25 protein-coding genes are annotated in these 21,387 nt (G+C 59.5%); 15 read left to right on the top strand and 10 right to left on the bottom strand.

Features of this window, described 5'->3' with window-relative positions; all coding sequences use genetic code 11:
• Positions 1-12: 12 nt before the first annotated feature.
• The 4 genes from OKW39_RS21200 to OKW39_RS21185 form a co-directional block, all read right to left on the bottom strand.
• The gene (locus OKW39_RS21200; protein ID WP_090812813.1) at positions 13-258 is read right to left on the bottom strand and encodes a hypothetical protein; all 246 of its coding nucleotides are present in this window, start codon (positions 256-258) and stop codon (positions 13-15) included.
• Entirely contained in the window at positions 255-3,374 is a 3,120-nt protein-coding gene (locus tag OKW39_RS21195) for an SNF2-related protein (protein ID WP_429563726.1), read from the bottom strand. Before OKW39_RS21195 ends, OKW39_RS21200 begins: the two co-directional genes overlap by 4 nt.
• 316 nt (positions 3,375-3,690) lie before the next feature.
• Positions 3,691-4,485 carry a hypothetical protein gene (locus tag OKW39_RS21190; protein WP_090812811.1) on the bottom strand — a complete coding sequence of 265 codons (795 nt, stop codon included), beginning with the start codon at positions 4,483-4,485 and terminating at the stop codon, positions 3,691-3,693.
• A 497-nt stretch (positions 4,486-4,982) separates the two neighbouring features.
• A complete protein-coding gene (locus OKW39_RS21185; protein ID WP_429290972.1) occupies positions 4,983-5,942 on the bottom strand; it encodes an IS5 family transposase in 960 nt (319 codons plus the stop codon).
• A gap of 252 nt (positions 5,943-6,194) precedes the next feature.
• Between OKW39_RS21185 and OKW39_RS21180 the strand changes: the two genes are divergently transcribed.
• The 9 genes from OKW39_RS21180 to OKW39_RS21140 all read left to right on the top strand — a co-directional run bounded on the left by OKW39_RS21180 (position 6,195) and on the right by OKW39_RS21140 (position 10,730).
• The gene (locus OKW39_RS21180; RefSeq protein ID WP_429563541.1) at positions 6,195-6,623 is read left to right on the top strand and encodes a hypothetical protein; all 429 of its coding nucleotides are present in this window, start codon (positions 6,195-6,197) and stop codon (positions 6,621-6,623) included.
• On the top strand, positions 6,620-6,898 hold the full coding sequence (locus tag OKW39_RS21175) for a hypothetical protein (protein WP_167368891.1): 279 nt from the start codon (positions 6,620-6,622) through the stop codon (positions 6,896-6,898). The genes OKW39_RS21180 and OKW39_RS21175 overlap by 4 nt, the downstream gene beginning before the upstream one ends.
• Complete coding sequence (locus OKW39_RS21170) at positions 6,895-7,188, top strand: hypothetical protein (RefSeq protein ID WP_090812808.1); 294 nt, start codon at positions 6,895-6,897, stop codon at positions 7,186-7,188. Before OKW39_RS21175 ends, OKW39_RS21170 begins: the two co-directional genes overlap by 4 nt.
• A gap of 3 nt (positions 7,189-7,191) precedes the next feature.
• Positions 7,192-8,406: a DUF1173 family protein gene (locus OKW39_RS21165; protein ID WP_429563540.1), complete on the top strand. Its 1,215-nt coding sequence runs from the start codon at positions 7,192-7,194 to the stop codon at positions 8,404-8,406.
• Between the two features lie 56 nt (positions 8,407-8,462).
• Positions 8,463-8,957, top strand: coding sequence for a hypothetical protein (locus OKW39_RS21160; protein ID WP_232064492.1), 495 nt, complete (start codon positions 8,463-8,465; stop codon positions 8,955-8,957).
• Between the two features lie 27 nt (positions 8,958-8,984).
• Positions 8,985-9,296 carry a hypothetical protein gene (locus tag OKW39_RS21155; RefSeq protein ID WP_244145061.1) on the top strand — a complete coding sequence of 104 codons (312 nt, stop codon included), beginning with the start codon at positions 8,985-8,987 and terminating at the stop codon, positions 9,294-9,296.
• 59 nt (positions 9,297-9,355) lie between these two features.
• Entirely contained in the window at positions 9,356-9,748 is a 393-nt protein-coding gene (locus tag OKW39_RS21150) for a DUF7682 family zinc-binding protein (protein WP_429563539.1), read from the top strand.
• A gap of 98 nt (positions 9,749-9,846) precedes the next feature.
• On the top strand, positions 9,847-10,515 hold the full coding sequence (locus OKW39_RS21145) for a Lar family restriction alleviation protein (protein WP_090812805.1): 669 nt from the start codon (positions 9,847-9,849) through the stop codon (positions 10,513-10,515).
• A gap of 74 nt (positions 10,516-10,589) precedes the next feature.
• The gene (locus OKW39_RS21140; RefSeq protein WP_167368890.1) at positions 10,590-10,730 is read left to right on the top strand and encodes a hypothetical protein; all 141 of its coding nucleotides are present in this window, start codon (positions 10,590-10,592) and stop codon (positions 10,728-10,730) included.
• Positions 10,731-10,902: 172 nt separating this feature from the next.
• Here OKW39_RS21140 and OKW39_RS21135 read toward each other — a convergent pair whose 3' ends face one another.
• Positions 10,903-12,030 carry an integrase domain-containing protein gene (locus OKW39_RS21135; RefSeq protein ID WP_090812804.1) on the bottom strand — a complete coding sequence of 376 codons (1,128 nt, stop codon included), beginning with the start codon at positions 12,028-12,030 and terminating at the stop codon, positions 10,903-10,905.
• Between the two features lie 1,173 nt (positions 12,031-13,203).
• Here OKW39_RS21135 and OKW39_RS21130 point away from each other — a divergent pair.
• The 3 genes from OKW39_RS21130 (at position 13,204) to OKW39_RS21120 (ending at position 15,081) form a co-directional block, all read left to right on the top strand.
• A complete protein-coding gene (locus OKW39_RS21130; RefSeq protein WP_090812803.1) occupies positions 13,204-14,223 on the top strand; it encodes a PRTRC system protein D in 1,020 nt (339 codons plus the stop codon).
• Entirely contained in the window at positions 14,220-14,609 is a 390-nt protein-coding gene (locus OKW39_RS21125; protein ID WP_090812802.1) for a hypothetical protein, read from the top strand. Before OKW39_RS21130 ends, OKW39_RS21125 begins: the two co-directional genes overlap by 4 nt.
• 238 nt (positions 14,610-14,847) lie before the next feature.
• Positions 14,848-15,081, top strand: a complete 234-nt coding sequence (locus OKW39_RS21120; RefSeq protein WP_090812801.1) for a hypothetical protein — start codon at positions 14,848-14,850, stop codon at positions 15,079-15,081.
• 74 nt (positions 15,082-15,155) lie between these two features.
• Here the strand turns inward: OKW39_RS21120 and OKW39_RS21115 are convergent, their stop codons facing one another.
• From OKW39_RS21115 to OKW39_RS21095, 5 genes are all read right to left on the bottom strand, one after another.
• Positions 15,156-15,377: a hypothetical protein gene (locus OKW39_RS21115; RefSeq protein ID WP_090812946.1), complete on the bottom strand. Its 222-nt coding sequence runs from the start codon at positions 15,375-15,377 to the stop codon at positions 15,156-15,158.
• 103 nt (positions 15,378-15,480) lie between these two features.
• Positions 15,481-16,566 carry a DUF7146 domain-containing protein gene (locus tag OKW39_RS21110; protein ID WP_429563538.1) on the bottom strand — a complete coding sequence of 362 codons (1,086 nt, stop codon included), beginning with the start codon at positions 16,564-16,566 and terminating at the stop codon, positions 15,481-15,483.
• Positions 16,567-16,838: 272 nt separating this feature from the next.
• Entirely contained in the window at positions 16,839-17,522 is a 684-nt protein-coding gene (locus OKW39_RS21105) for a hypothetical protein (RefSeq protein ID WP_429563537.1), read from the bottom strand.
• A 106-nt stretch (positions 17,523-17,628) separates the two neighbouring features.
• The gene (locus OKW39_RS21100; RefSeq protein WP_090812798.1) at positions 17,629-18,063 is read right to left on the bottom strand and encodes a hypothetical protein; all 435 of its coding nucleotides are present in this window, start codon (positions 18,061-18,063) and stop codon (positions 17,629-17,631) included.
• Positions 18,064-18,171: 108 nt separating this feature from the next.
• The gene (locus OKW39_RS21095; protein WP_429563536.1) at positions 18,172-18,483 is read right to left on the bottom strand and encodes a hypothetical protein; all 312 of its coding nucleotides are present in this window, start codon (positions 18,481-18,483) and stop codon (positions 18,172-18,174) included.
• Between the two features lie 397 nt (positions 18,484-18,880).
• Here OKW39_RS21095 and OKW39_RS21090 point away from each other — a divergent pair, with 397 nt between their 5' ends.
• From OKW39_RS21090 to OKW39_RS21080, 3 genes are all read left to right on the top strand, one after another.
• Positions 18,881-19,579, top strand: coding sequence for a nuclease-related domain-containing protein (locus OKW39_RS21090; protein WP_429563535.1), 699 nt, complete (start codon positions 18,881-18,883; stop codon positions 19,577-19,579).
• A gap of 206 nt (positions 19,580-19,785) precedes the next feature.
• Positions 19,786-20,061, top strand: coding sequence for a hypothetical protein (locus tag OKW39_RS21085; protein ID WP_429563534.1), 276 nt, complete (start codon positions 19,786-19,788; stop codon positions 20,059-20,061).
• Positions 20,033-21,364 (top strand): hypothetical protein, encoded by a 1,332-nt coding sequence (locus OKW39_RS21080; RefSeq protein ID WP_090812796.1) that lies wholly within the window; start codon positions 20,033-20,035, stop codon positions 21,362-21,364. The genes OKW39_RS21085 and OKW39_RS21080 overlap by 29 nt, the downstream gene beginning before the upstream one ends.
• The last annotated feature ends 23 nt before the right edge of the window (positions 21,365-21,387 follow it).

Genomic DNA, 21,387 nt, shown 5'->3' with positions numbered 1-21,387 from the left:
GCCGCTCTCATCTCATTGCAGCGCAACCGCCTCCAGCTTCAGCGGTCGCGACAGAAGGGTCGTAACCGCGCCGGCCAGCGTCCATTCGCCGAACTGCTGCTCATGGCTTGCATGCACCAGGCGGTCCAGACACAACACCTGGACGCCGTCGGCTTCGACGGTGCCAAGAATGTTCGCCTGCAGCGCGCGGTTCGAACCCTCGCGCTTGACCGTCACGACACCGTCTCCCACCAACACCGACACCTTGGATTCCTTCATGCAGCCTCCTTCAACAGTTTGCGCATGTCGCCGCTCTCGCGATCGGCGTTCAGCGCGAGGTCATGAACGAAACGGTCCAGCAACGAATCCATGTGCAGGAACGTTTCATCTTCAAGCTCGGGCGTCGCCCAGTCCAGTCCTGCCTGTGTTGCGTCACGTTTGTGCGCAACCATCTGGTCCTGGTACTCGTCGATGCTGCCGGGCAAGTGGAAATACAACACCTTCAGGATTCCCTTCCGGTTCCAGCGCAGCGCGCGCCGCATCGCCTGATACTCGATGCGCCACGTCCACGACCGGTCGTAAAAAAGGATGTAGTCGGCATTCGGCAGGTTGTAGCCCGCACGCCCCGATGCCTTTGTAGCCAGAAGCCCAGTAGCCAGCCCCGTCAGGAACCGCTTGTCCTTGTCGGACACGCGGCGCTTGATCGGTATCTCGCCATGAAACGGCACCGACTGCACACCATGCGACTCAAGCTCACGTGCCAGAAGATCAAGCACGCCCGGGTTCTCTGCGAACACGATAGCCTGCTTGCCCTCGGCCGCAATTTCCCGCATACGCGAGATCACCGCGCGCTGCTTGCTCGTCAGCCCGCCGACGACTTCGACGCCCTCCATCCCGTACTGCGGATAGTTGGCGGCAAAATGCACGGCCCGAATACGCGCGAGGATCGTAATGAGGTTGCATGCCTTGCGGTCATCGCGTGATGAGCGATACCAGTCTGCAAACTCATCAGCCGCTCTCAGGTACGTAGCAAGATGCCCACGGTCCCAGTCCACGGTTTCGACCTCGAACTCCGGCGGCTCGATCTGGATGTACTTCGCGACTTCCGGCTCTGCCACCAGCCGCCGCTTGATATGCGGCGCAAGCATCGCGCGGTAGCCGTGCAGGTTCCCGATCTTTGGCACCTCGCGCTTTGCCCCTTCCTGCAGGCTCTCCGCAAACTGCCAGGTGACCCATTCCAGAACCACGAAGTCATCCCGGAACCGGTCAACACCACGCATTGCATACTCGACGGTGTTGATCCAGTTTTCCTCCAGATAACCGAGCCGGTAACCGTAAGGCTGTGCCGCGGTTCCATCACCACCAGAAAACGCGATCAGCCCGAAGGCGTCACGCGGATAATTCGGGATCGGCGAGCCGGTGAGTACATAACGACGTCGCGCCGAAAGCTGCCAGAGCGCGCGGCTCTGGTCGCTCGTCGGATTGGCCAGCCGCTCGCCTTCGTCGGCAACCAGCAGACCAATGCGCCGCCGCAAGCGGTGTGCGTAGGTCACGCGCTTCGACGCCTCCCTATCGACCGGCATACGCAACCGCTCGTAGGAGATCAGGTTGAACCGGCGCAGATCATTCAGGTCCGCCGCACAACCGATGACCTTCACGTCATCCGCATTGATCGGCAGCATCGCGATCTCCTTCATCATCTCGTCAATCAGACGCGACTCAACGACGATGAGTCCATGCCTGACCTCCGACACGAGAATGAGCGCGAGCGCGAGGCGCGACTTGCCGCAACCCTGCTCCCACGCAATCACGCAACCGGACGGCTTCATGAGAGTTTCGACAAGATCCTCCGTCTGAAACTCCCAGTTCAGCCAGCGATCGACGCCTAACGCTTTGACTCTGGCGTGAAGCGCCGCGGCCTGCTGTGGAAATCTCACCGTCAGCCCTTCGTGCACCACTTCCCAGCCTTCGGCAACGTTATCGACCGCAAACCGCGCGTTCAACTCGTCGACCGACAGATGGTAGTAGGCGCCCTTCACGGCGTAGCGGTATCGGCCATCTTCCTCGCGTGCGAAGCTGACAGACTCTCCCGCCATCACGAGCGGACTGGCCCAGCGCGTTAAATCGACCTTATGGGTCTCCCGCGCCTTGCCGGTGACAACATCCGAAGATCCAGCGCCTGTGGTCCACGCGACATGCCGGAGCGGTGTCGCCTGACGCACGCTACGTCTTGCACGACGCTCCAGATGCTCGAGGAAACCGGGCGCGAACTGCGGCTCACCACCAACGGCGCGGATGCGGTCGAGCAGCTTGCCAAGCGCCGCACGCGGATCATCCTGCATCAGGTACGTCTCGAGATCGAGCAGCCCCTGACCGGCGTAACGGAAGCCGCGTGGCAGCCGGTGGCCGTCGCGCGAATAGATGCGATCAACGAAGACACTGTTGAGCACCATCGCCTCGTTGAAACCGCAGGCAAAACCAAGACCGATCCGCCTGCCGTCATGCGAGATGACGACAGACTTGTTGCCCGTCACAGCCCGCGTGATGGCGGGGACGCTGTCATCGAGTTTCTGGAAGCGCAGTCGCGGCTCGCCAAAGCTTCTATCCTCGTAGTGCAAACCGAGGTCTGGGCCCGGCAACGCGAGGTTTTCGACTTTCGTTTTCACGAAGTCCGATGGCCTGGATCGGTATCGGTCGAATACGACGACAGCAGTGCGTACATTCGCGCCCTCCGAACTGAACGCGTCGGGCGGCAGCTCGAAGAGGCTCGCAGCGCGGCGTCGCGCCGAATCACCCAGTCCCCCGGTCAGCACGGCTTCCGCCGTAGTGATCGGGAGTAAGGCGACGACGATATTGGCCGCGTCCAACGCCTGATGCACCGCGTACTCGTGACTTAGCGCGCTGGTGTTGGCACCGTATCTACCCCATGTGGTGCACTCAAACGGCTTCAGGTGCGGCGACTCCAGATGGACCGAAAACGGTGGGTTGATGATGGCGACGTCGAAGTTTGCCGGCTGGATGTCCTCCATGCCGGCGTGCCTGAATTCGCAATCGAAGCCCGCTTCTTCAAAGACCTTCTGACACTGCGTGATCACGTCCGCATGCACATCGACGCCATACACCGCATAGCGCTCGGGGTCGGCATACTGAAACAGCCTTCCCGACCCTACAGAGTTATCGAGCAGTCGGATACGCCGATCCAGCCGCCAGCCGCTGATGAAGCTCCACATCAACGCGGCGATCGCATCGGGCGTGAAAAACTGCCCAAGGTGCTGACGGCGAGCGGCCGCCAGTTCGCCCTGGTGAGCGACCGGCCCAGCCTGCGAACCGAGGCTTAGCAACGAGCGCAACGGCTCGTACCAATCCGGCGCAAAAGAAAACAGATCTCTTTGCATGATTGCATCCATAAAAAAGAAAAGGCCCGCGTGAAAGCGGGCCAAAGAAGAACGCCGGTCGTACTGACCAGCGGGAAGATCACTACAGTTGATAGAACCTGCGCGCGGCTCGCCGACGGGCGGCAAACGGCTGGCCGCCCGTTACGTGTAGCGGCGCTTGCATCACGATGTGGCGCAGAGCCGCGGCGCGAAACATGGGTGAATAGCAATCACGCGCGCGCACGATGGTGATGAGATTTTCGAGAGGCAAGGCGTACGTCCGGGCGACGTAGCGGGAGAACAGATAGATGCGTTGACGAGACATGATGCCCCCGTGTTAGTAACGGTCACGGGAGGCAAGGTAGTCGGCGCCAAACTCGCTGATGAACAGCGAGAGCGCGTCTCCGACCTCATGCGAGAACTTGAACTGCCATTTCTCGTTGTACATCACGACATCCAGACCACGGAAACCGACCTTCTCGCGAGTGTCGAATTCGTAGTCGGGCAGTCGGGCATGCTTGAGGTCAAAGGATAGAACGTCGAAGCCAGCATGCGCCGCGAACGCACTAAGGCCACGCGTCAGACTGGCCACGTTCTGGCCCGACTGATAGGTCGGCTTGCGGGCGCTGGAGCGGTGACAGGTCTCGCTCCAGATGCGAGCTTCGAGCACAATCGCGCTGGACGTCCGCTTGATCTCGGAATTCGGGCGAATGTAGAACCCGTCGATGATCAGCTTCGCGGCCTGGATCAGGCCGATCCGTTTCCCGGCGTCGCCGCTGAACGTGCGTTCAAGATGAGCCCAGAACGCGTCGAAGTCAGGACACTTGCCGGCCTGCAGCGCGCCGGAAATGTCGATTGACGCGTTGTCGAGTTCCTTGCGGTCATCTATCTCCAGCCGTCCGCCCTCGGGCGAGAACCGTCGAACTGCTTCTCTGACGAGGACATGCGAGAGCCGATTGCAGAAGTCGCTGAGTTCACGTTCGGTCTTGTAATCGGACCGGGATTCCGCGGCGCGATAGCAGTATTGGCCGTCGCCTGGAAACAGCGCGGTCTCTGCTGCGCTTACTTCGAGATAGGCAGCCGCCGCTTTCGCCTGTGCGTCCTTGAACTGCTGAACAAGTGCTGTGTACATGGTGTATCCCTCAATGGAATTGACGGGACACCACGCCAGAGCGGGATGATTCCCGTCTGGGTTGAATGAGCGACCGCGAGAAGCAGCCGTCAGATGATTGCGCGGATGCGCGGTAGTCGATGCGCGGATGCGCGGGTGATGCGTAAACATACCGGCGCGCAGACGTGTCGGCCAAGGTTAATGGCTGCGTTTTGGGCCCGTCTCTTCGGAAAGCTCGACACAAGTTATCAACAGTTTCTGTGCGCAAAGCTGTGGATAAGCCGTCGCCGTGGGTCCGCGTCAGCGCGCTGCAAGCGCAGCGAACGACCCGGCGAATTCACCGGTCCGATGTCCCTGAATTCGACCGATCGGACCGGCAGCGTTTAACGCGTTACAGGTCCACCCGGAGAATGCTTGCGCTTTTGCTATGTCTTTCCGGGCACATCATTACTCCGCCCTTTCGAACGGCCTTGTTGCATAAATAGCGTAAGAACGAAATGACTTCCATGTCTTCGATCTCAGGCAATGCGGACGGACTGCGGGCGCGCGAGTGCCGTCATGCGGTTGAGCACGCCCGCACGAATCGATACTTCGGTCGCCTGCGATCCAGTTTCACGAGCCCACAGGCAGGCACCCGTGAGTACCTTGAGCCGGTACATCAAGGTCTCGGCAAGCGAGCGTCGGTGGTAGCCAGTCGCCAGTTTCCATTCGCGCCTACTGCTTCTCCCGATAGCGTCGATAGCTGCATTGCGCCAGGCGGCGCCGGGCGTGCTATCTGGCCAGGGCTTCGCTCCCTCGCGCGGCGGAATCGATGGGGTCGCGCTACGCGCGGCAATCTGCGCGTGGCACGGCCTGGTGTCGTAGGCACCATCGCCGCCGATGGTATCGATCACCACATCAGCCGGAATCTGGTCGAGCAGATCCGGCAACACTTCGCCATCACCTTCGTCCTGATGGGTCATCAGCGCAGCACAGATCTGGCCGGTGTTCGTGTCCATCGCAAGATGGACCTTTCGCCATGTCCGGCGTTTCGAATAGCCGTGCTTGCGCACTTTCCACTCACCCTCGCCGTACACCTTCAGGCCAGTACTGTCGATCACCAGGTGCAAGGGTTCATCGGGGCGCTGCGTTGGCAGTACGACCTTCAGGGTCTGTGCGCGACGGCTCAGGGTCGTGTAGTTCGGCACCGGCAAGCCCGGGTAGGCGAGTTTGTGCAGACTGAGCGCGAAGCCTTGCAGAGCGCGCAGCGGCAGATGAAAAACCTGTTTGAGCCCGAGAAGCATCTGGATCACTGCATCGCTGTAGACACGCGGCCGACCGCACCTGGCCGGGCCAGCCCCGGAAACCTGAACCAGTACGCTTTCGTCGATCCACATGGTCACGTCACCTCTCGCGATCAAACCGGCGTTGTATTCCCGCCAGTTCCTGACGCGGTACACCCCTTTGGGCTCACTTGCTTTGCGTTCGTCCTTGCGCATCTTCTCGGGGAAAAAATCGAGAATCTACGCAGTTCGATGCGAAGTTAACATCCTGGATAACCCGATCGTTGCGCGTAAACGTCAAGCCCTCGCGAAGCGCCTCGGGTTTTGCAACAACGCCCTTTCGAACCAGCATTCTCCAACGATCCTAATGCTCCGTTTTTCTCGCAGCTTTGCGCCCGCCCATGCCTGACGACTCGTCCGAAAATAGGCGCAGCGCCGCGCTCGCGGGCACGCTCAACATCGGTCATCATGAAACTCAGTCAACGCGCAACGCTTTCCATCCTCGCCATCGCCGTGCTTACGTCGATTGCGACCATTGGCGTCGCCGGACTTCAACTGCGACATCAACGCGCAGCAGCCGATGTGGTGATCGACACGGCAATTGTCTCCGAACTGACCGGCGTCTCTGACGCGATCAGGGATATGCCGGTAGCGCTACGCGCCGGAGTTCTTGCGCGGCACGAGGTGCAATCGGAACAGGCACTCAATGAGTCGCTGAACGCGCAGAGGGCCAACCTCGCCACAGCGGAGCGCCAGCGCGCCAATGAGCTCGCATCCAGCGACAGGCGTTCGGCCTCGCTTATCGCGCTCGCCCTGTTCAACGCTTTCGCCACTGCACTCGGCGCGATCTCGCTCTTCGACGCGTATCGCGCAAAGCGCGGACACCCACCGTCTTGAAACGCATGCTGCAGACCAAAGAACAACTGCAACCCGCAACGGGCTATTGCATTGAGACGCGCGCCGTCTCACTGTCAAATGGCTACTTTCCCGGCCCGGTGCTTGAACGGACCTTTATCCAGAGGCACGTGGTCGAGGGCGTCACCTTCCTCGAATTCCAGAACGCGTCCGGCGTCCGCCATGTGATCGACGTCGCGACGATCGAGCGCATCGTTCCGCTCGGGCGCATGGCCCAGCGTGGCGACGCACTCAGGACCTCAGAGGTTCAGCCATGATCACCATCGTCTTCGAATTCCTTGACACGAGCCGCGGTCAGTCGGGCCCTTTCGGTCTCGCTGCGCTGGGCATGCCCGATTGCTGGATGGACGCTCTGATTGGCGACGGATATATCGAGCATCGGGACTACATTGCACCGGGCATTCTCCGACGCGTCGTTGCCCGCTTCCCAACCCGGGACCATCGCGACCAGTTCGCATGCAGTGTCCGTCAGGTAAGCAAGCTGCTCGGCACTTACGCGTTCCGCGGCACCGCCGGCGTCGGCGATCGCAGGTTTCAGAAGGATTAAACGATGACAGACGTCACGTTCGACGGATTGGTGACCTCGCTCGAAGAGGTGCAAGAGAACCCCGCACGCTTCGCTACGCGACTTGAACGCGCAAAGCGCTCACCAGGCTTTGCCGAGTGTCTCTGCCAGAGCGCGAGCGGGGGAAAGCCACTTCGGCTCGTCGTTCGCCGGTATGGCGCGCTCTTCCATCTCGCTCGCTGGCCGGAGGAAGGCACCCATCACAACTCGAAAACCTGCTCGTTCTTCGCCGAAACGACCGAATCCAGCGCTTCCGCTGGCGATGAACAGGACGCGATCCGCAGTACGCCTGCTGGGCTGAATGCCAGACTCGACGTTTCATTGACCGTCCGGACTGTCGGCACGGTTAAGGCAGACGGCACGGCGAAAACCACCAGTCGGTCAGCGTCTCGCCGCACGGCGCCCCTGCTCGGTTTCCTGCAACGTGTATGGCAGGACGCGGGCCTCAACCAGTGGTCCGGCGGGCTTCAGCGTAATTGGGGCACCTGCAGTTCACAGATTCTTGCCGTTCTTGGCGAGGGGAAGATCAACGGCAAGCCAATTCAGGATGTCGTGCATGTGATGCGCCGATATGAGGAAAGCGAACAGGCGACCATCAAGGCCGAGTTCGATTCCTTCCTCAACCGGATTCGCACAACCCCTGCCGCATCAGATCGCGGCGTGGTCATCGCCGAGGTCAAGTCAATCGATCCCTCGAAGTACGGCTTCATCCTTCGCCTGCGCCAGACCTTCGAAACGTTCTACGCGTCGAAGCAGCTTGTCGAAAGTGCAGCCAGATCCTTCCGGCATGCGTGGCCGATGATTGGCAAGGCCGAGGCACGTATCGTCGCCGTGCTCATCATTGAGCGTACCAAGGACGACAACCTGCGCGCGATCGACCTCGCATTGCAACTGTGCAACCGTTCGTTCATTCCGTGTGACTCGAGCTACGAGGTGGACATGGCGAACCGGCTGGTGGAAGAGCGCCGACGCTTCCTGAAACCGATCCGTCGCGACGACGCAGATAAAATGCTGCCTGACTTCCGGCTGATGGATACGACGCCACCCACCGCTATCGAGGTGTATGGCATGGAGTCGAACGATGCCTACCGCGCCCGCAAGACGGAGAAGCAGGCTCTGTATGCGCGGGGTAGCGAGCCGTGTGTCGAATGGGTCCCGCCTTCCCCGCTCGGCTCTGTCATGCTCCCACCGGCGACTTGACTTGCCGCCCGAGCCGATAGGTTGGGGCAGGCATAGCTCATAACAGGATCGCAAAGATGGAATCGAATTCGTTTTTTCTGCGGCGCGCCGTAGCACGCGGCGCCGACTGGCACGTCAGTTATCCGGCCCTCTGTATGGCGAGCTCGACCGATCCGGTCGACGAACGCCGAAAGCAGATTGTCGTCGCGGCCGCGGATGACGCGACAATCCGAATGGCCTTTTTCAGTTCGTTGGGCGCGATCCTCGATTTCCGTGCGGCATGGACAGAGATGGATGCGGCTACGCGCGGCTGGCTTGCTTTCACAACCCGCTGGAACCGTTGGTGGCTGCCAGACGTCGCCGCGCTCGCCAGCATCGAACGCTATGCGCATGCGCCGACCGACGTGCGCCTCGCCGGCGGCAGCGCGAGCGTTGCGCCGCACGACACCGAAGCGTTTCGTCGTTACCTCGACACGGTTGAGCAGCATTACCGGCGCGACGAGGCAATCTCGCGCGCCCTTTTCCCGGCTGAGGCCCCGTTCGCGTTGCACTCTGGTTGCCTCACCCCATAGACCACTCCCCTTGCTGAGCGACAGGCCATGAGCAGTGTTATCCCGTTCGCGCGCCTGCGCGTCACCACCGACAATCGCACCCACCGCCCCGGTGAATGCGCGCATCACAACATCAAGCTCGACCCGCGAGGCGGCATTGTCACCTGTCGCGATTGCGGCGCGTCTCTTTCTCCCTTCTGGGCGCTGACCATGCTCGCTGAACAGTACGAACTCGCGCTGAATCATGCAAGGCGGCTTGAGGACAGGCTTGCCTGCGCGGATTCCCGCATTCTCGAACTGTCAGCCGAACTTGACGGCCAGACACGGACAAAAGGGCGCTTAAAACCCGCGTCAACCTGAACTTGACAGGCCGTGCCTTCGTGGTCGAATGGTGAACCATCTAGCCGAGAAGGATCACCATGAAGCGCACGTTCGCCTGCGGTCATTCGGGCAAAGGCAAGTACTGCCACGCCTGCGACGCAACCGAAAAAGCCAAAGAAGAGGAACGTCTCGCGCGGCAAGAAAAACGGCTGTCAAAGGCCGAAGCCGCCGCCTCAGACCTCATCGACCTGTCCTGCGTCGATCATCTTGCCTCTGTTCAGAGAGAGGCCCGACTCGTCTTGACCAAGGTCCGCGACGGAACCCATCCGTGCGCGCTGAAGGGTAAGCCGATCCGGTCTTCCAACGGGCAGCTTTTCTCTGTACCGGTCGGACACACATATCGTCTGATGTTTGACGCCGTCTCATTGCGCCCTCTGCGGCTGCTATCCCACGAGGTGTATAACCGCGCCGTCGACACTTTCAGGGTCTGACTTGTCCCAATTAGTGTTTTTTTCTGTCGTTATGTGTCGTATCGCCGGTCGGTCAACATTACAATTGGTCAAGCCAAACCGACCCGACAAAAGCCGCCATGACTGATGAACTCTTCCCTTGCGCACACTGCGGCGGCAACTGGGCTTTCGGCTGGTCCCAACGGGTAACAGGAAGCCGGTCGAGGCCTTCTACCGAATTTCTGCAGATCGGCTCAAGCCGTGCGCCGATCATGAACGACATGGAAGCACGCTCGCTCTCCGAACCGCCGACGGAGCGCCTTTGCTGCATCGTCTGCGAGGACTGCGGGATGCAAACGCCATGGATTGTGATTGACCAGGACAAGAACGCCGCGCTCGACGAAGCGGGGAAGATCTGGAATCAAAGATTGAACCGGCCGGCGGCGACGGAGGGCGAACTACTCGATCTCGTGCGCAAAGAGGTTTCGCCGATCGACGCTCCGTACATTCTCGATCTGATGGCGCGCACCACCGAAGAGTGGGAGAAGCGAGGTCCCGTCTTTGCAATGCTCGCCCAGAAGGTTGTCGACGGAAAGATCACGACTCGCGATTTCTGGCCTATAGATCCCGTGCTCGAGGACGCCGCGCGCTATCGCACGCTCCAGCAAATGGCCCGCTTCGTCTATATCGATGGCGTAGCGTCCGTCCAGTTCCCGCGGATCCCGGCGACGGGAGGTGACGAGGAATGCGCTTTTGAGACTCGCGTCTCTGCTGCCGTAGACGACTTGCCGGATCGCAGCCGCTGGTGACTTGACTTCCTGGGAGCCGCGCCATACTGGGCTCAACTCTCGCCAGATCGGTGAGCGAAACTACCGGAGAAAACATGTCCCCTGTCGAATACATTCGCGCCGCGTACCGCCACCGCGAAAAGCTGATGCCGCAATTGATGACGCTTCTAGCCCTCGGCATCATCGTCACCTACCACGCACTGACGAGCCCGGCGCTCAATTGGCTTTTTCAGTGAGCGGCCTGTCAGGGCACCGCAGCCATGTACACGTATAACGCGTTAAAAGAGCGCGCCATACAAGCCTTTGATTCTTATGTTTTTTCCGAATCACCAATTATGGACCAAGGCAATAATTGGTGATTCACGTGTACAGGTGCGGTAAGACGGGTACAGAAACTTATCGCCGGGTTCACTCCTCCAAGAGCCTATAAAGCGCCTGACGGGAAATTCCCATTGCAGTGGCCGCGTGGGACTTTATCCCGCCAGCCTTCGCGACGGCCTCCAGCGCCATTTCGCGTGTCAACGAGCGGTTCTTGCGCGCAGCCAGTGCGTTATGCGTTGACAGATAGGCGTTCGCCTTCGTTGCACGGCTGTGTCCTGCAGCTTCGACAATGCGTTGCATCGCTTCCTTATGAGTACATCGGTCGACCCGCTCGACCGGCTGCTTGATCGGCGCCTGTACTCCGGTCATTCGCTCGTACATCTGCTGCAAAAACTGGTGGCGCAGGCCGTGGCTTGTCACACCGAGCCCCGACTGCTTCACGCCATGCTTCGCAAGAACCTTGTAGTAGCGCCACTTCCACTGCTGCTTGGTCATTCCAAGGGGGATCGTTGAACCGGTCACCGGATTGGCCAATTTCGCCGCTTCCTCCAAGACCTCGTACTTGAGCTCGATTGGCACAACGCGATCGCGGCCACCCTTCGTGCCTCGCGTGACGCTCAGTAGGGCGTGATCGCGGACTGCCTCACCGGGCCGCAGAAGAAAGCTTTCCTCAACACGCAGCCCAAATGCCGCTTGCAGCTTGAGTTGCACCGCGACGCACGGCTCCGTCAGTCCTATCTCCGCAATCTTCGCAACGGCATCGATCCCGTTGCCTTCCCACGACTTGTCTTTCAGCGCCACGTAGGAGCGAACCAGGTTGCAAGCTTCACGGTCGGCGTAATCGGCGAGCGTACCTACCAGATGCGGCTTTTTTATCCAGCTGGCCAGTGCGCGCAGATAGGTCAGCTTGTTCTCGATGGAGCCGCCGCTCAGCTTCTCCCTGATCCACAGTTCAACCAGAAATTTCACATGCTTTGGCTTAAGCGAGTAAGGGGACTGCAACGCGTAGCCGTTCTGCCGCAGTTCCTCGAACGAACGACAGATCTGCTGTGTCCTAACCGTCTGTGTCTTGATTGACAGCGACTTAGCGCTAACGCGCGTTCGACTGTGGACACGGTTCACGTTATCAAGCAATAGTTGCTCGAGCGCCCCCTTGAAATCCGCAGGTAGCCAGTAATCTCGTAACACCGCGCGCACGTTCAATATCGCAGACATCCTCTTTCCTCACGCTCGTTATGTAGCCCGACGTCCGAGAGCCGCACGCCGCACTCTTAGCCTTCAATCCCTCGCCGCCTACAGTGCCCCGGGAGCCTATCCCCTGAACTTCCTGTCGGCGCGCTCTGCGTACCCCGCCGGGCCCTGCCTTCCTGTCCTTTAGCGATTCCATTCGATCAGCCCCGCACGTGGAAGAAACGTGCATCGACCGTCCATCTGCTGTCTGCTGCCAGCCGCCACGCTTACGCGCGACTCGCTGCCTGCGAAACCTGCTGCTGTCGCGCACCCCGAACCGGACCTGCCTTTGCAGGATCCATCGTCGTTGACCGCATTTGCCGCTTTTCGCTGGTCGGGCCCGAGCGTTTTATCGCTTCGCGAACCCGGCTGTGCCGACTGCTCCGGCTACCGTGCCGGCCTCGACACGCTCTCGCGTGGCGGTGTGCGCCTGTCTTTCGACTCGCACGACTACGGCCAACTGCCCGGCAATACCTTTTGCGCCCTTCTTTCTCCGGCTGCGCCCGCCGTTCGTCTTCCGTACAGGGATGTGCTCGCACCTCAGCGAGCACATACCCCCACCCCCAAGTCCGCTCAATCGGCCGCAGTGTGTCGGGCTTCATGTAACGGTCCCAGCTCCGTGTGCTGAAAGGGTGTGTCCATGCGATCTTGAGTCATTGCCGTTGGTGCCGGAAGTGTCCGACTGTCCGGTGGCAACTCGTCTCATATCGCAGATTCGGGCAAAACCGCCCGCTAACCCAATGGATATCGCGTGTCCGGGGTCCTCAGATTGCCCCGGGTTGCTCTTGATTTGTTTCAGAAAAAGGCCGCGTCAATTTGCGGCCTGTGACAGGAGGGGTTTTCGCCAGGCGAAGCGATCCCTTCAATGGTGAAACTCAGAGGTCGATGCGCGTGTTGCGCGGTGGGTAACGTAGAGAATAAACGCCGGCGTCGCTGTTAGGTATTCCTAAAGCTGCCTAAATGTTGCGAGCTTTACCTTCCTTGACTTTGCTCCCGGGCCGATAGAGTTGGACCGTCACACCCGGCCTTGGGGCCAACGTTGGCCCAAGCTCGGGCCAAGAGAAAGAGCATGTCATAAGGACAACGACATTGGCCCGAACTTGGTCCCTGTTTGGCCCCAGCGGAAATGACAACGTCCAACAACTCTGGAGAGAGTCAATGAAAGTATCAGTATTCGCAGTCGACGTCGGCTACGGCAACACCAAAAGCGCGTTCCGTATGGGTTCAGACATCGCCACACAGATGTTTCCGTCGGTGGCGCCGATCGCGGTGAGCGACGCAGTATCGAGCTACGGACAAGGCGTGCTGCACTCTCGCAAGGTGTTGCCAATTGAAGTGGACGGCGCGACCTATGAAATCGGTCCTGGCGTAGAACTGTCGTCGGCCTATGGCAACGCAGGCCGCACGCTATCGGAGGACTTCTGCCTCACGGCGAACTATGCAGCGCTACTCGGCGGCTCGCTCCAGTTTGCTGGCGTGACTGAGGTGGAGCGCATGGTGCTAGGGCTCCCTGTTCACACCATTAACAAGTTCTCGGCGCATCTGCGCGATGCTTTCACCGGTACGCTCAACTTCGGCCATGGCGATATCAGGATTCACTCAGTCAAGGTTGTGCCGCAACCGCTCGGATCACTGGTCTCCTTCTCGGAATATGGTGGCAGCCGCTTTGATCGCGAGAACGCCCATATGGTTATCGACGTGGGATATTTCACGACGGACTGGGTGGTCGCTCACGGCTTCACGATGAATGACCGCCGCAGCGGCGGCGCTCCGGGCGGGGCGTCTCAGGTCTACAAGAGCATTGCGTCGTTGATCGCAAAGAACGAAAAAGAGCCGGTCGACGATATCGAGCGCATCGACAAGTGCCTGCGCGAGAAAAAGCCGCTCCTGTTCTACGGCAAGGACATCGACCTCATCTCTTATCTGGACCAATCCCAGGCCATCATCAATTCAACGGTCAAAGAAATGCAGAATCGTGTCGGCCGCACCGCGGATTTGCGCTCTATCGTTCTCACCGGAGGCGGCGCAGCTCTGTACGAGCCGGCGATACGGGCAGCATTCCCACGCGTACAACTCGACGTGCTTGACGCCCCCTGCTATGCCAACGCCAAAGGGTTCCTGATCGTCGGCGAAGCAACCCTTGCCCGCGAACGTAAGGCACTCGGAGTCGCTGCATGATTGGAAAGGCCGTGGTCAAAGTCACGCTCAACGAAGCGACGGACCCTGATCTCTTCGCCTACGTCAAACAGTTCGACAACGAGCGCATGCGCGCCGGCGCCCTCCGTGCACTTGCGCGAGCGGCGCTCAATGGAGGAGAAGCGAGACGAGGCACATCCGCCGCCCCGTTCGACGCGCCGTTCATGCGCATGACTGACGCGCCAACGCCCCGGCGCGTCACGGAGGTAACAGCTACAGTAGAAAGCGGTCCAGCACCTACCTTCTCAACTGGTGCCGCCTCGTTAGCCGCAGTGCAACCGATAGAACCGTTTGCCGTCGATCCGACGGTCACCGGCGCCAAGCGTTTCGACACGGACGCAATTGCCGACCAGTTCGCTGGTTTCTAGCTAGTTGCGGCCGATGGCCTTCACTTCGCGCCGCATCTGCGAAGATAGGTCATCGGTCTGCAATAGCAGGCCCCCAACAGCAGGAGTAAAGCAATGGACCTTTTACACGTTCTCGCTAATGCGGACTGGACTCGCGCTACGCGCTTCTGGCTTCTTGTGGCAGCGGCCGTTGCTGCGTGGGAGTCGGCATATCATCTGCGCCGTGCGGCGCTGTCATGGCTTCGCAAGGACCGCGATCATGCTTGAGAAATTCCGGAATCTGGATCCGCTCGCACGCCGCGCAGTCATCGCCGCAGCACTTTTCGGGTTGATCGGCATCGATGTCCTGTTGCCAAAATGTGATTTCACTGTTGCCGTCTTTCTAGTGTGCGGCATCGGATTCCTTTGGGCGATTGGCATACTGCGTCCTTTCCTCTTAATGATGATGCTCCTGTTGAAGATTGTGTTCCGGATCAAGACCTCCCCGTGGTGACGCCCTTGATCCACCCAATGTCAGGACGAAAAAAAACCCGGCCAGTGGCCGGGTTTTGTCGTCATGGGGTTGGTTTAATGCAATAGAGCGATGCCTTGAGCTCGACCTTGATGGCGAACGCAATAGGACCACGCGTCGTCAAGCTCCACCCCGATCTTGTCAGGGATCACGATGCCAATCCGACGTCGATCGATCACGTCGTAGGCCTGTGCGTCCGACTTTCCGACCCGTACAGAACCATTCCTGACTCCCGACGTAGCGACAATCTCGAACCGGCCAACAATCATCTTGAACATGCTTCTCTCCATGAGGAAAGCCCAGACGGATTGCGGCCCCGGCGGGGACGAATCCCCACCGGGCGGTTTAAGAAAAACTACGAGCGGGTGAACCCGCTGTTAATCAGAAATGCAGTGCCTCGGGCGTCCTTCCGGCCCGAACCGGGACCGCAGGGCCGCGAGGCTCTTTACACGACGCCAGCCACTCATCAGCAAAGTCAGTCCCCCGGATTCTCGGCCGATGGACGATTGCCGTGTAGCCGTCGGAGCGCAGACGCCTGGCAAGCGCCAGTGCGTCAGCCATCCCCGGAGACTTTCGCGTCTTCGGATCGACCGCATCAAAATCCGCGAAGATGTGCACGACTCGGATTCCAAGCCCGTCCGGGACAACGAAGTCGGAAAGCAGTATGCGGTTCAGGCAATACCAGACAGGCGAACCAAACAGCATGTACGCGCCGAGCACTGTCTCCAGACCCTCGCCTACACCGATCTCGCCATTGACCGGCTCCATCAGCCGGACTGCGCCGCCGTTCAACCTGTTCACAGTCACGTCGTTCAGCTTCGGAGGCAAAACCTCGCCATCGTTAGTGATGATCGAGGCCTTTGCAGGTTTCGTCCGGTCAAGAAACGTCCGGTGAAGAGTCCCGAGGCGGCCGTCGGGCAGCGTGAATTTCGCGAGAATGCCGGGCCACTTGCCGATCACCTTCTTCTCGTGCCGGTACTCGAGCATCGCCAGACGTAGCGCCGACGATGGCGAGACTTCAAGACCAGGAACGCGTGCGCGCAGATAGCGGCTTATAAGATCATCGCGACCGTTGACGACAGCGCTGTCCCACATTGATTCGAGCCTTTTGCGCGCCCACGCCGGGTCGGCCTTGCGGCTGGCCGCTGGCGCTTTGCCCAATCGACTCTGCCCGCTGGGCATAGCGGCAGGGATGCCACCGTCCAGTTCCAGCATCAATTCACGGAATGTGATTCCCGCGCTCTTGCAGATGAGCTCGAAGCCGTCACCGGCTTTCATGCTTCCGTCGTTGCACTTACGGCAAACCCAATCGCCGCGCTCGCGCTTGTTGTCATAGGTAAAGCGGTCGTTACCGCCGCAAATGGGACAGGGCGCGCCCTTTCCGGTCAATGACGTTGCGGGCACCCCGTACTTCTGGAGCAACGCAATCCACTGTTCCGGGGACAGCCTGAGGTCCTTAACATTCATATGTCACTCCAGTAGTGGTGTGGTTGAGGTCGATGCCTTTACAGGCGGTGAAACCGTGCTCAAAAAAGCCGTCCATCACGCAGCGGTGAAGGAATACGGCTTTTTTCAGCAAGGAAGGCGTTGCCTATTGGGGTTCCGGCCGGGACCGGGAAGGAGAAAACTCACCTCCGTTGCCATGCCCATCCGTGGGGGACGGGCACAACAACGAAAGGTGAGCCGATACAGGATCGACGGTGAGTATTTTCGGGATCAACGGTGATGCAGAACGATCACTACTTCTTTGTGATGGACCACAGCCATTTGTCCCAGAGGATTTGCGCGCCGGAGGCATCGAGCTTCGGCTGCCCGCGTTTGTCGACTGCGGGGACCTTCGTCTTGCCGAGACGCCTGACTTCGACTCGATCGCCAATGCGGCAGTGCGCTTCCGCTATCGCATCGCGCAGACCCTCCCCCTGCAACACGCTGGTCTCGCCGCGGTGTTCGAGCATTAAGCAGAACGACTCGTACGTCTTGCCCGGGCGCTTGCCGTCCGGAAACTCACGTTCGCCCCACTCTTTCACCACGCCGTAGTGTGAACGCTCCGTCCGGCGTGCGGTCGGTGCCTTTGCAAGCGACGCCAAGGCAGGCGCTTCGTTGTCAATGACAGTTGTCGCGGGGCCGGATACGACGGGCGATCGCGTGCGAGGCTGGATCTCTCTGGCGTCGGCTTCGACAGCAAACGGCGAAGCGGCACTCCTGATTGCTGCCGCGATCGCGTCCCTCAGCGAGCCCTGATGTTCGCTGACTACGGCCCAATGAGGCTCCAGTGAGGGAACGAGTTTCATACCGACTGGCGTGTCGCGTAGCTCGTAGTCGAACGCCGGACGGAACTGGACGACGACGTCGCCCTCATCGCGAAAGAGCCGTGCCTCGCCCGCTATCACGACGTGCCGCTCGTTGCGCCCTCCTTGTCCCACAACTACCGGTCCAGGAGGCGCTGCTGGCGTTGATTGTTTGCTTTCGCCTGCGCCAAAGAGGCCGCCGAGGAGCCTGCTAAATGTCGTTGTCGTCATTTCGGCTCTCCTACAGCAACGAACCGAAGCAGCCACGACGGACGTCTTCCATGTCGCGCTTCAGGAGCGGATTGCTCATGATGACGTCCTGCAGGATCTCAGGATCGACGCCGTTGATGAGGCAAACGTATCGGTACGGCAAGGCGCCGTCCCAGAACTCCATCACCCAACCGAGCGTTGCGCGGTAGTCGTCAAGCTCGAGCTTTTTCCGGTTGCGGAGTCGGTCGCTCAGTAGCGTGCAGCAATCCATCAACGACTCGGGCATGTTGTCGCCACGGCGACTGTCGGTAGCAAGCTCCACCAGCGCGTCGACCATCTTGTCGCGCACCGCTTCGCTCCAGAACTGCGGATCAGGTAGCGGGTCAGGCTTGGGAGGTGCGTTGGCAAGGATTGGCTGATCCCCGCCGAACATATCGAGTTGCCATGCCGTGATTTCGGTTTCCATGGGTAGTCTCCGGTGAACGGGAACCCATGCCCGCAACGGGTTGGTTCCCGTTGGGGTGAAGGTGCAAAGACGCCCGAAAGGGCATCTTTGCGGTCAGTGGCGGGCCGACTATTCGTCGGTGCCTGTCTTAAGCGGAACAACGACAGGTGACTTGGCGTACTGTCGTTTTATAGGAGTGACAGCCGCCGCCTTAACCGCTTCAGCCTGAGGCTGCGCAGTCGCGGAGGTTGCTGCTGTTGCATCGCTTGCTTCTTTTTCGTCTTTCATTGCGTTGCGAATCGATGCCTTGATCCACCGGTAGACAACGAAACCGACGAAAAGAGCAGCGAAAAATGAATGAGCCGCAAACCAAAGGCCAAAACACACAGCAAGGAACGACAACGGCGATTGGGTCGCCTTCATAACGAACTGTTTCGGCATTTTTCTCTCCAGAAAAATAACGCACTAGGGGATGTCCAGGCTGGAAGGCACTGGACCGTTTCGATGCTCAAACGAGCAGGGAAAACGGGCGCGCGGAGAGACGCTTTTCTCGCGGCTCAGCAAGGCGTGACAAAAGCAGCTATCGGCGGAAGCAAACAGATGGGAGATGGGATAGAGGCCGGCCGCGTGTCCAACAAGGCCAGTAACTCGGGTCGATGCGTCGGAGACGCGGGGATGAATGCCACTTTACGCATCTCACCGCGACCGAGCGACGGTAAAGCTTCAGAAAACAGGTGCGCTTTCGCCTTTGCGATGTGGATTCGACGTCTTTAGCTTCCTTGACTTCGATGTGAGCGTGTCAAGCTGGTCCTACACATCACACTGCATGGGGCAACAGATGTTCTTCGAGATCCTTTTAGGCGTCGGCGCATGGCAACTCCTCACCCGCAAGAAACGCCCATCCTTCCAATGGCTTCGGCAAAAACCTAAAGACCGTAGCGCGGCACTCGGCGCGGCGGGCGAAGCCAAAGCGCAGGCCAGGCTACGCGAAACCCTGATCGCGCTTTGCAGCGCTGACTATCACCTCTTCGAAGGACCGATCATCATTGAACATGCGCCGGGAACCGACTTCCCCACCGCAGAGATCGATCACCTCGCAGTGACCCCGTTCGGCATCTTCGTGTTCGAGACAAAGAACTGGTCGGGGCACATCAGCCCGTCGAGTGCGCAGGGGTTTTTGACGAGAACCGACCGCGACGGCAGTGCTCAGGACCGTCGATCCCCTCTTGAACAGAACCGGACCAAGGTCGCCTTTTTTCGCAGTCGGCTGCCAACACTATGGCCAGTCGCCGGCGCAGGGCTGCTTGTTTCCGACGACGCGCACCTTAGCCCCGCGCTGCACTCCGACCTTCTTTCTCTTGGCGACCTGCCGCACTGGCTTCGCGCGCGCCGCGATAGCTTCAGCGGGTTACCCGCAATTGATGTCAGGAAGGCTGCCACCGCGATAGCTCCCTTACTACAGACCACCCGAGCGGCGATGGACGCGCATCTCGCACGCGTGAGTGGTAATTCTTACGTGGCCGACAAGGAGCGATAGACCAAATCTTCCACCGATTTCCCTAAATGTTTCAAAAATGTAACCGTTAAACCTACCTTGAGGCTTTCGTCAGACGAATATGACGCGGTTCCCATGGCGGAAAGCCGGTATAAAAACGCCGCCTTTCGCAGGTTGAGCGCAGTTACACAGCGTTACTCTCTCTTACTACTCAGCGTCTGCTCATAGACGCCAGACCGGGGCACAACATGCGCGAGACGAAAGCGACGACCTACGCTGTCATCAAAGTTCGGCGACAACCCTGGCGCGGCAAGGGTCTTCACGTTTGGTTTGGCGGTTCTGCAGCTGTTGACAGGCGCCCGCAGCCACGATCGACCCAACAACGCCGCGCAATAAACGACAGCGGGACATTCGCCCAGTCCCGTCTTGAGCACATGCTCTTTTTCCACGACGACAACAAGGGTGGTCGTTTTCTTTTAACTTCTGGAGAGAAGAATGCAAAATCGCAAGACGTCCAGTACTGACTTGATGCCGTCGAGCCGAGGGCCAGTTCCGGGACTGCTGCCGGGGATCACGCCACACGACGATAGCGCGGGGAATGCCGCGGATATGGTCTCTTTTGACCCAATCAATGAATTCGTTTTTAGCGTCCAAGATCCGAACGCGGTAACCCGCGATAACATTGCCGCAGCCGCCCGAGACGTTTTTGGCACCGGGCCGGAACACACCGACTTCATCGCCAAGCTCGTAGAGCACATGCTGTCGGTGTCCGAGTCCCGCTCGAAGGTTGTACAAGAACTCATTATCCTCGGCGGTCACCTTCAGCAGATGGTGAAGATGGCCATTACCCACCACACCGGGAAGGTCGGCGATACGTTTCCTGCTCGCAGGAAGGCGGCGCAACTGTGCTTTGCGTTTTTCCATAAGGCGATGGGGATCACACAGCCCAGCGCGCGCGGCTACATTCGATGCCATCAGAAGTTTGCCGACAATGCTGAAGCAATCCGAGTCTTCAGCTATGGAGAGCTTAATCTGCTGGCCGCGCAAGACGTCACGGAAGAGCAGATCGAAACCATCATGCTGAAGAAGAAGGAAGCCAATGAGCTTCCCAACGGCAAGAAGATGACCAAGGACGACGTCGAAAGGCTCTTGCGAGAACTCCAGCTTAAAGAGGAAGAGGCCGAAGACGCCGCTCGCGAATTGGAAAAAATCCACGAGATCCTTGAGGATCACAAGACGCAACTCGATGTCACAGAGCGCGAAAGTCAGCATCTGAGAGAGCAACTTGCGACTTACGAGCGTCACCTTTCCGAAAAGGAAAGCAGCATCGCCAACCTTCGCCAGGCTCTTACCGAACGCACTGCCGGCTATCCGACGATGGAACAGGAACTGGCTGTCCAAAACAAGAAAGTACTGGAACTTTCCTTGGAACTCAAGGCGGCCCTGAACGCACCGGCAAAAGTAGAAAAGGTCGAGATTCCCGTCGAGACCCTTCCCGCGGGATATCAGACCGCCAAGCAGGCCGTGATGGACGCCTACGAGGAGCTCGAAGAGGTAAAGAGCAAAACGCAGGCGCTTAAGATTGATCAAGCCAACATTGAGGCGGAAATCAGTCGCCAGCAAGCCGAACTGAATGCGGGGAAGGCAGTGCAGAGTTCTCTTGAAGCGCTGACCGTGGCCTGGGAAGACGTCAGCGGCAAGATGAGCACTTTCCAGCTGGCCGTCCTCGCATCCCCGGACCCCAAACAGTACAACCCAGCGCTTGAAGCACTTGCTGCGCAGTTGCGCAAATATGTCGCCGAAATCGATTCGGCATTGCAGCGGTAATAAACCGATGCTCAGTGGATGGC

It is taken from the genome of Paraburkholderia sp. MM6662-R1 (assembly GCF_050436245.1).
Taxonomy (GTDB): Bacteria; Pseudomonadota; Gammaproteobacteria; order Burkholderiales; family Burkholderiaceae; genus Paraburkholderia; species Paraburkholderia tuberum.
The sequence above is the reverse complement of the archived record's forward strand: the minus strand, read 5'-3'. Positions and strand labels throughout refer to the sequence as shown.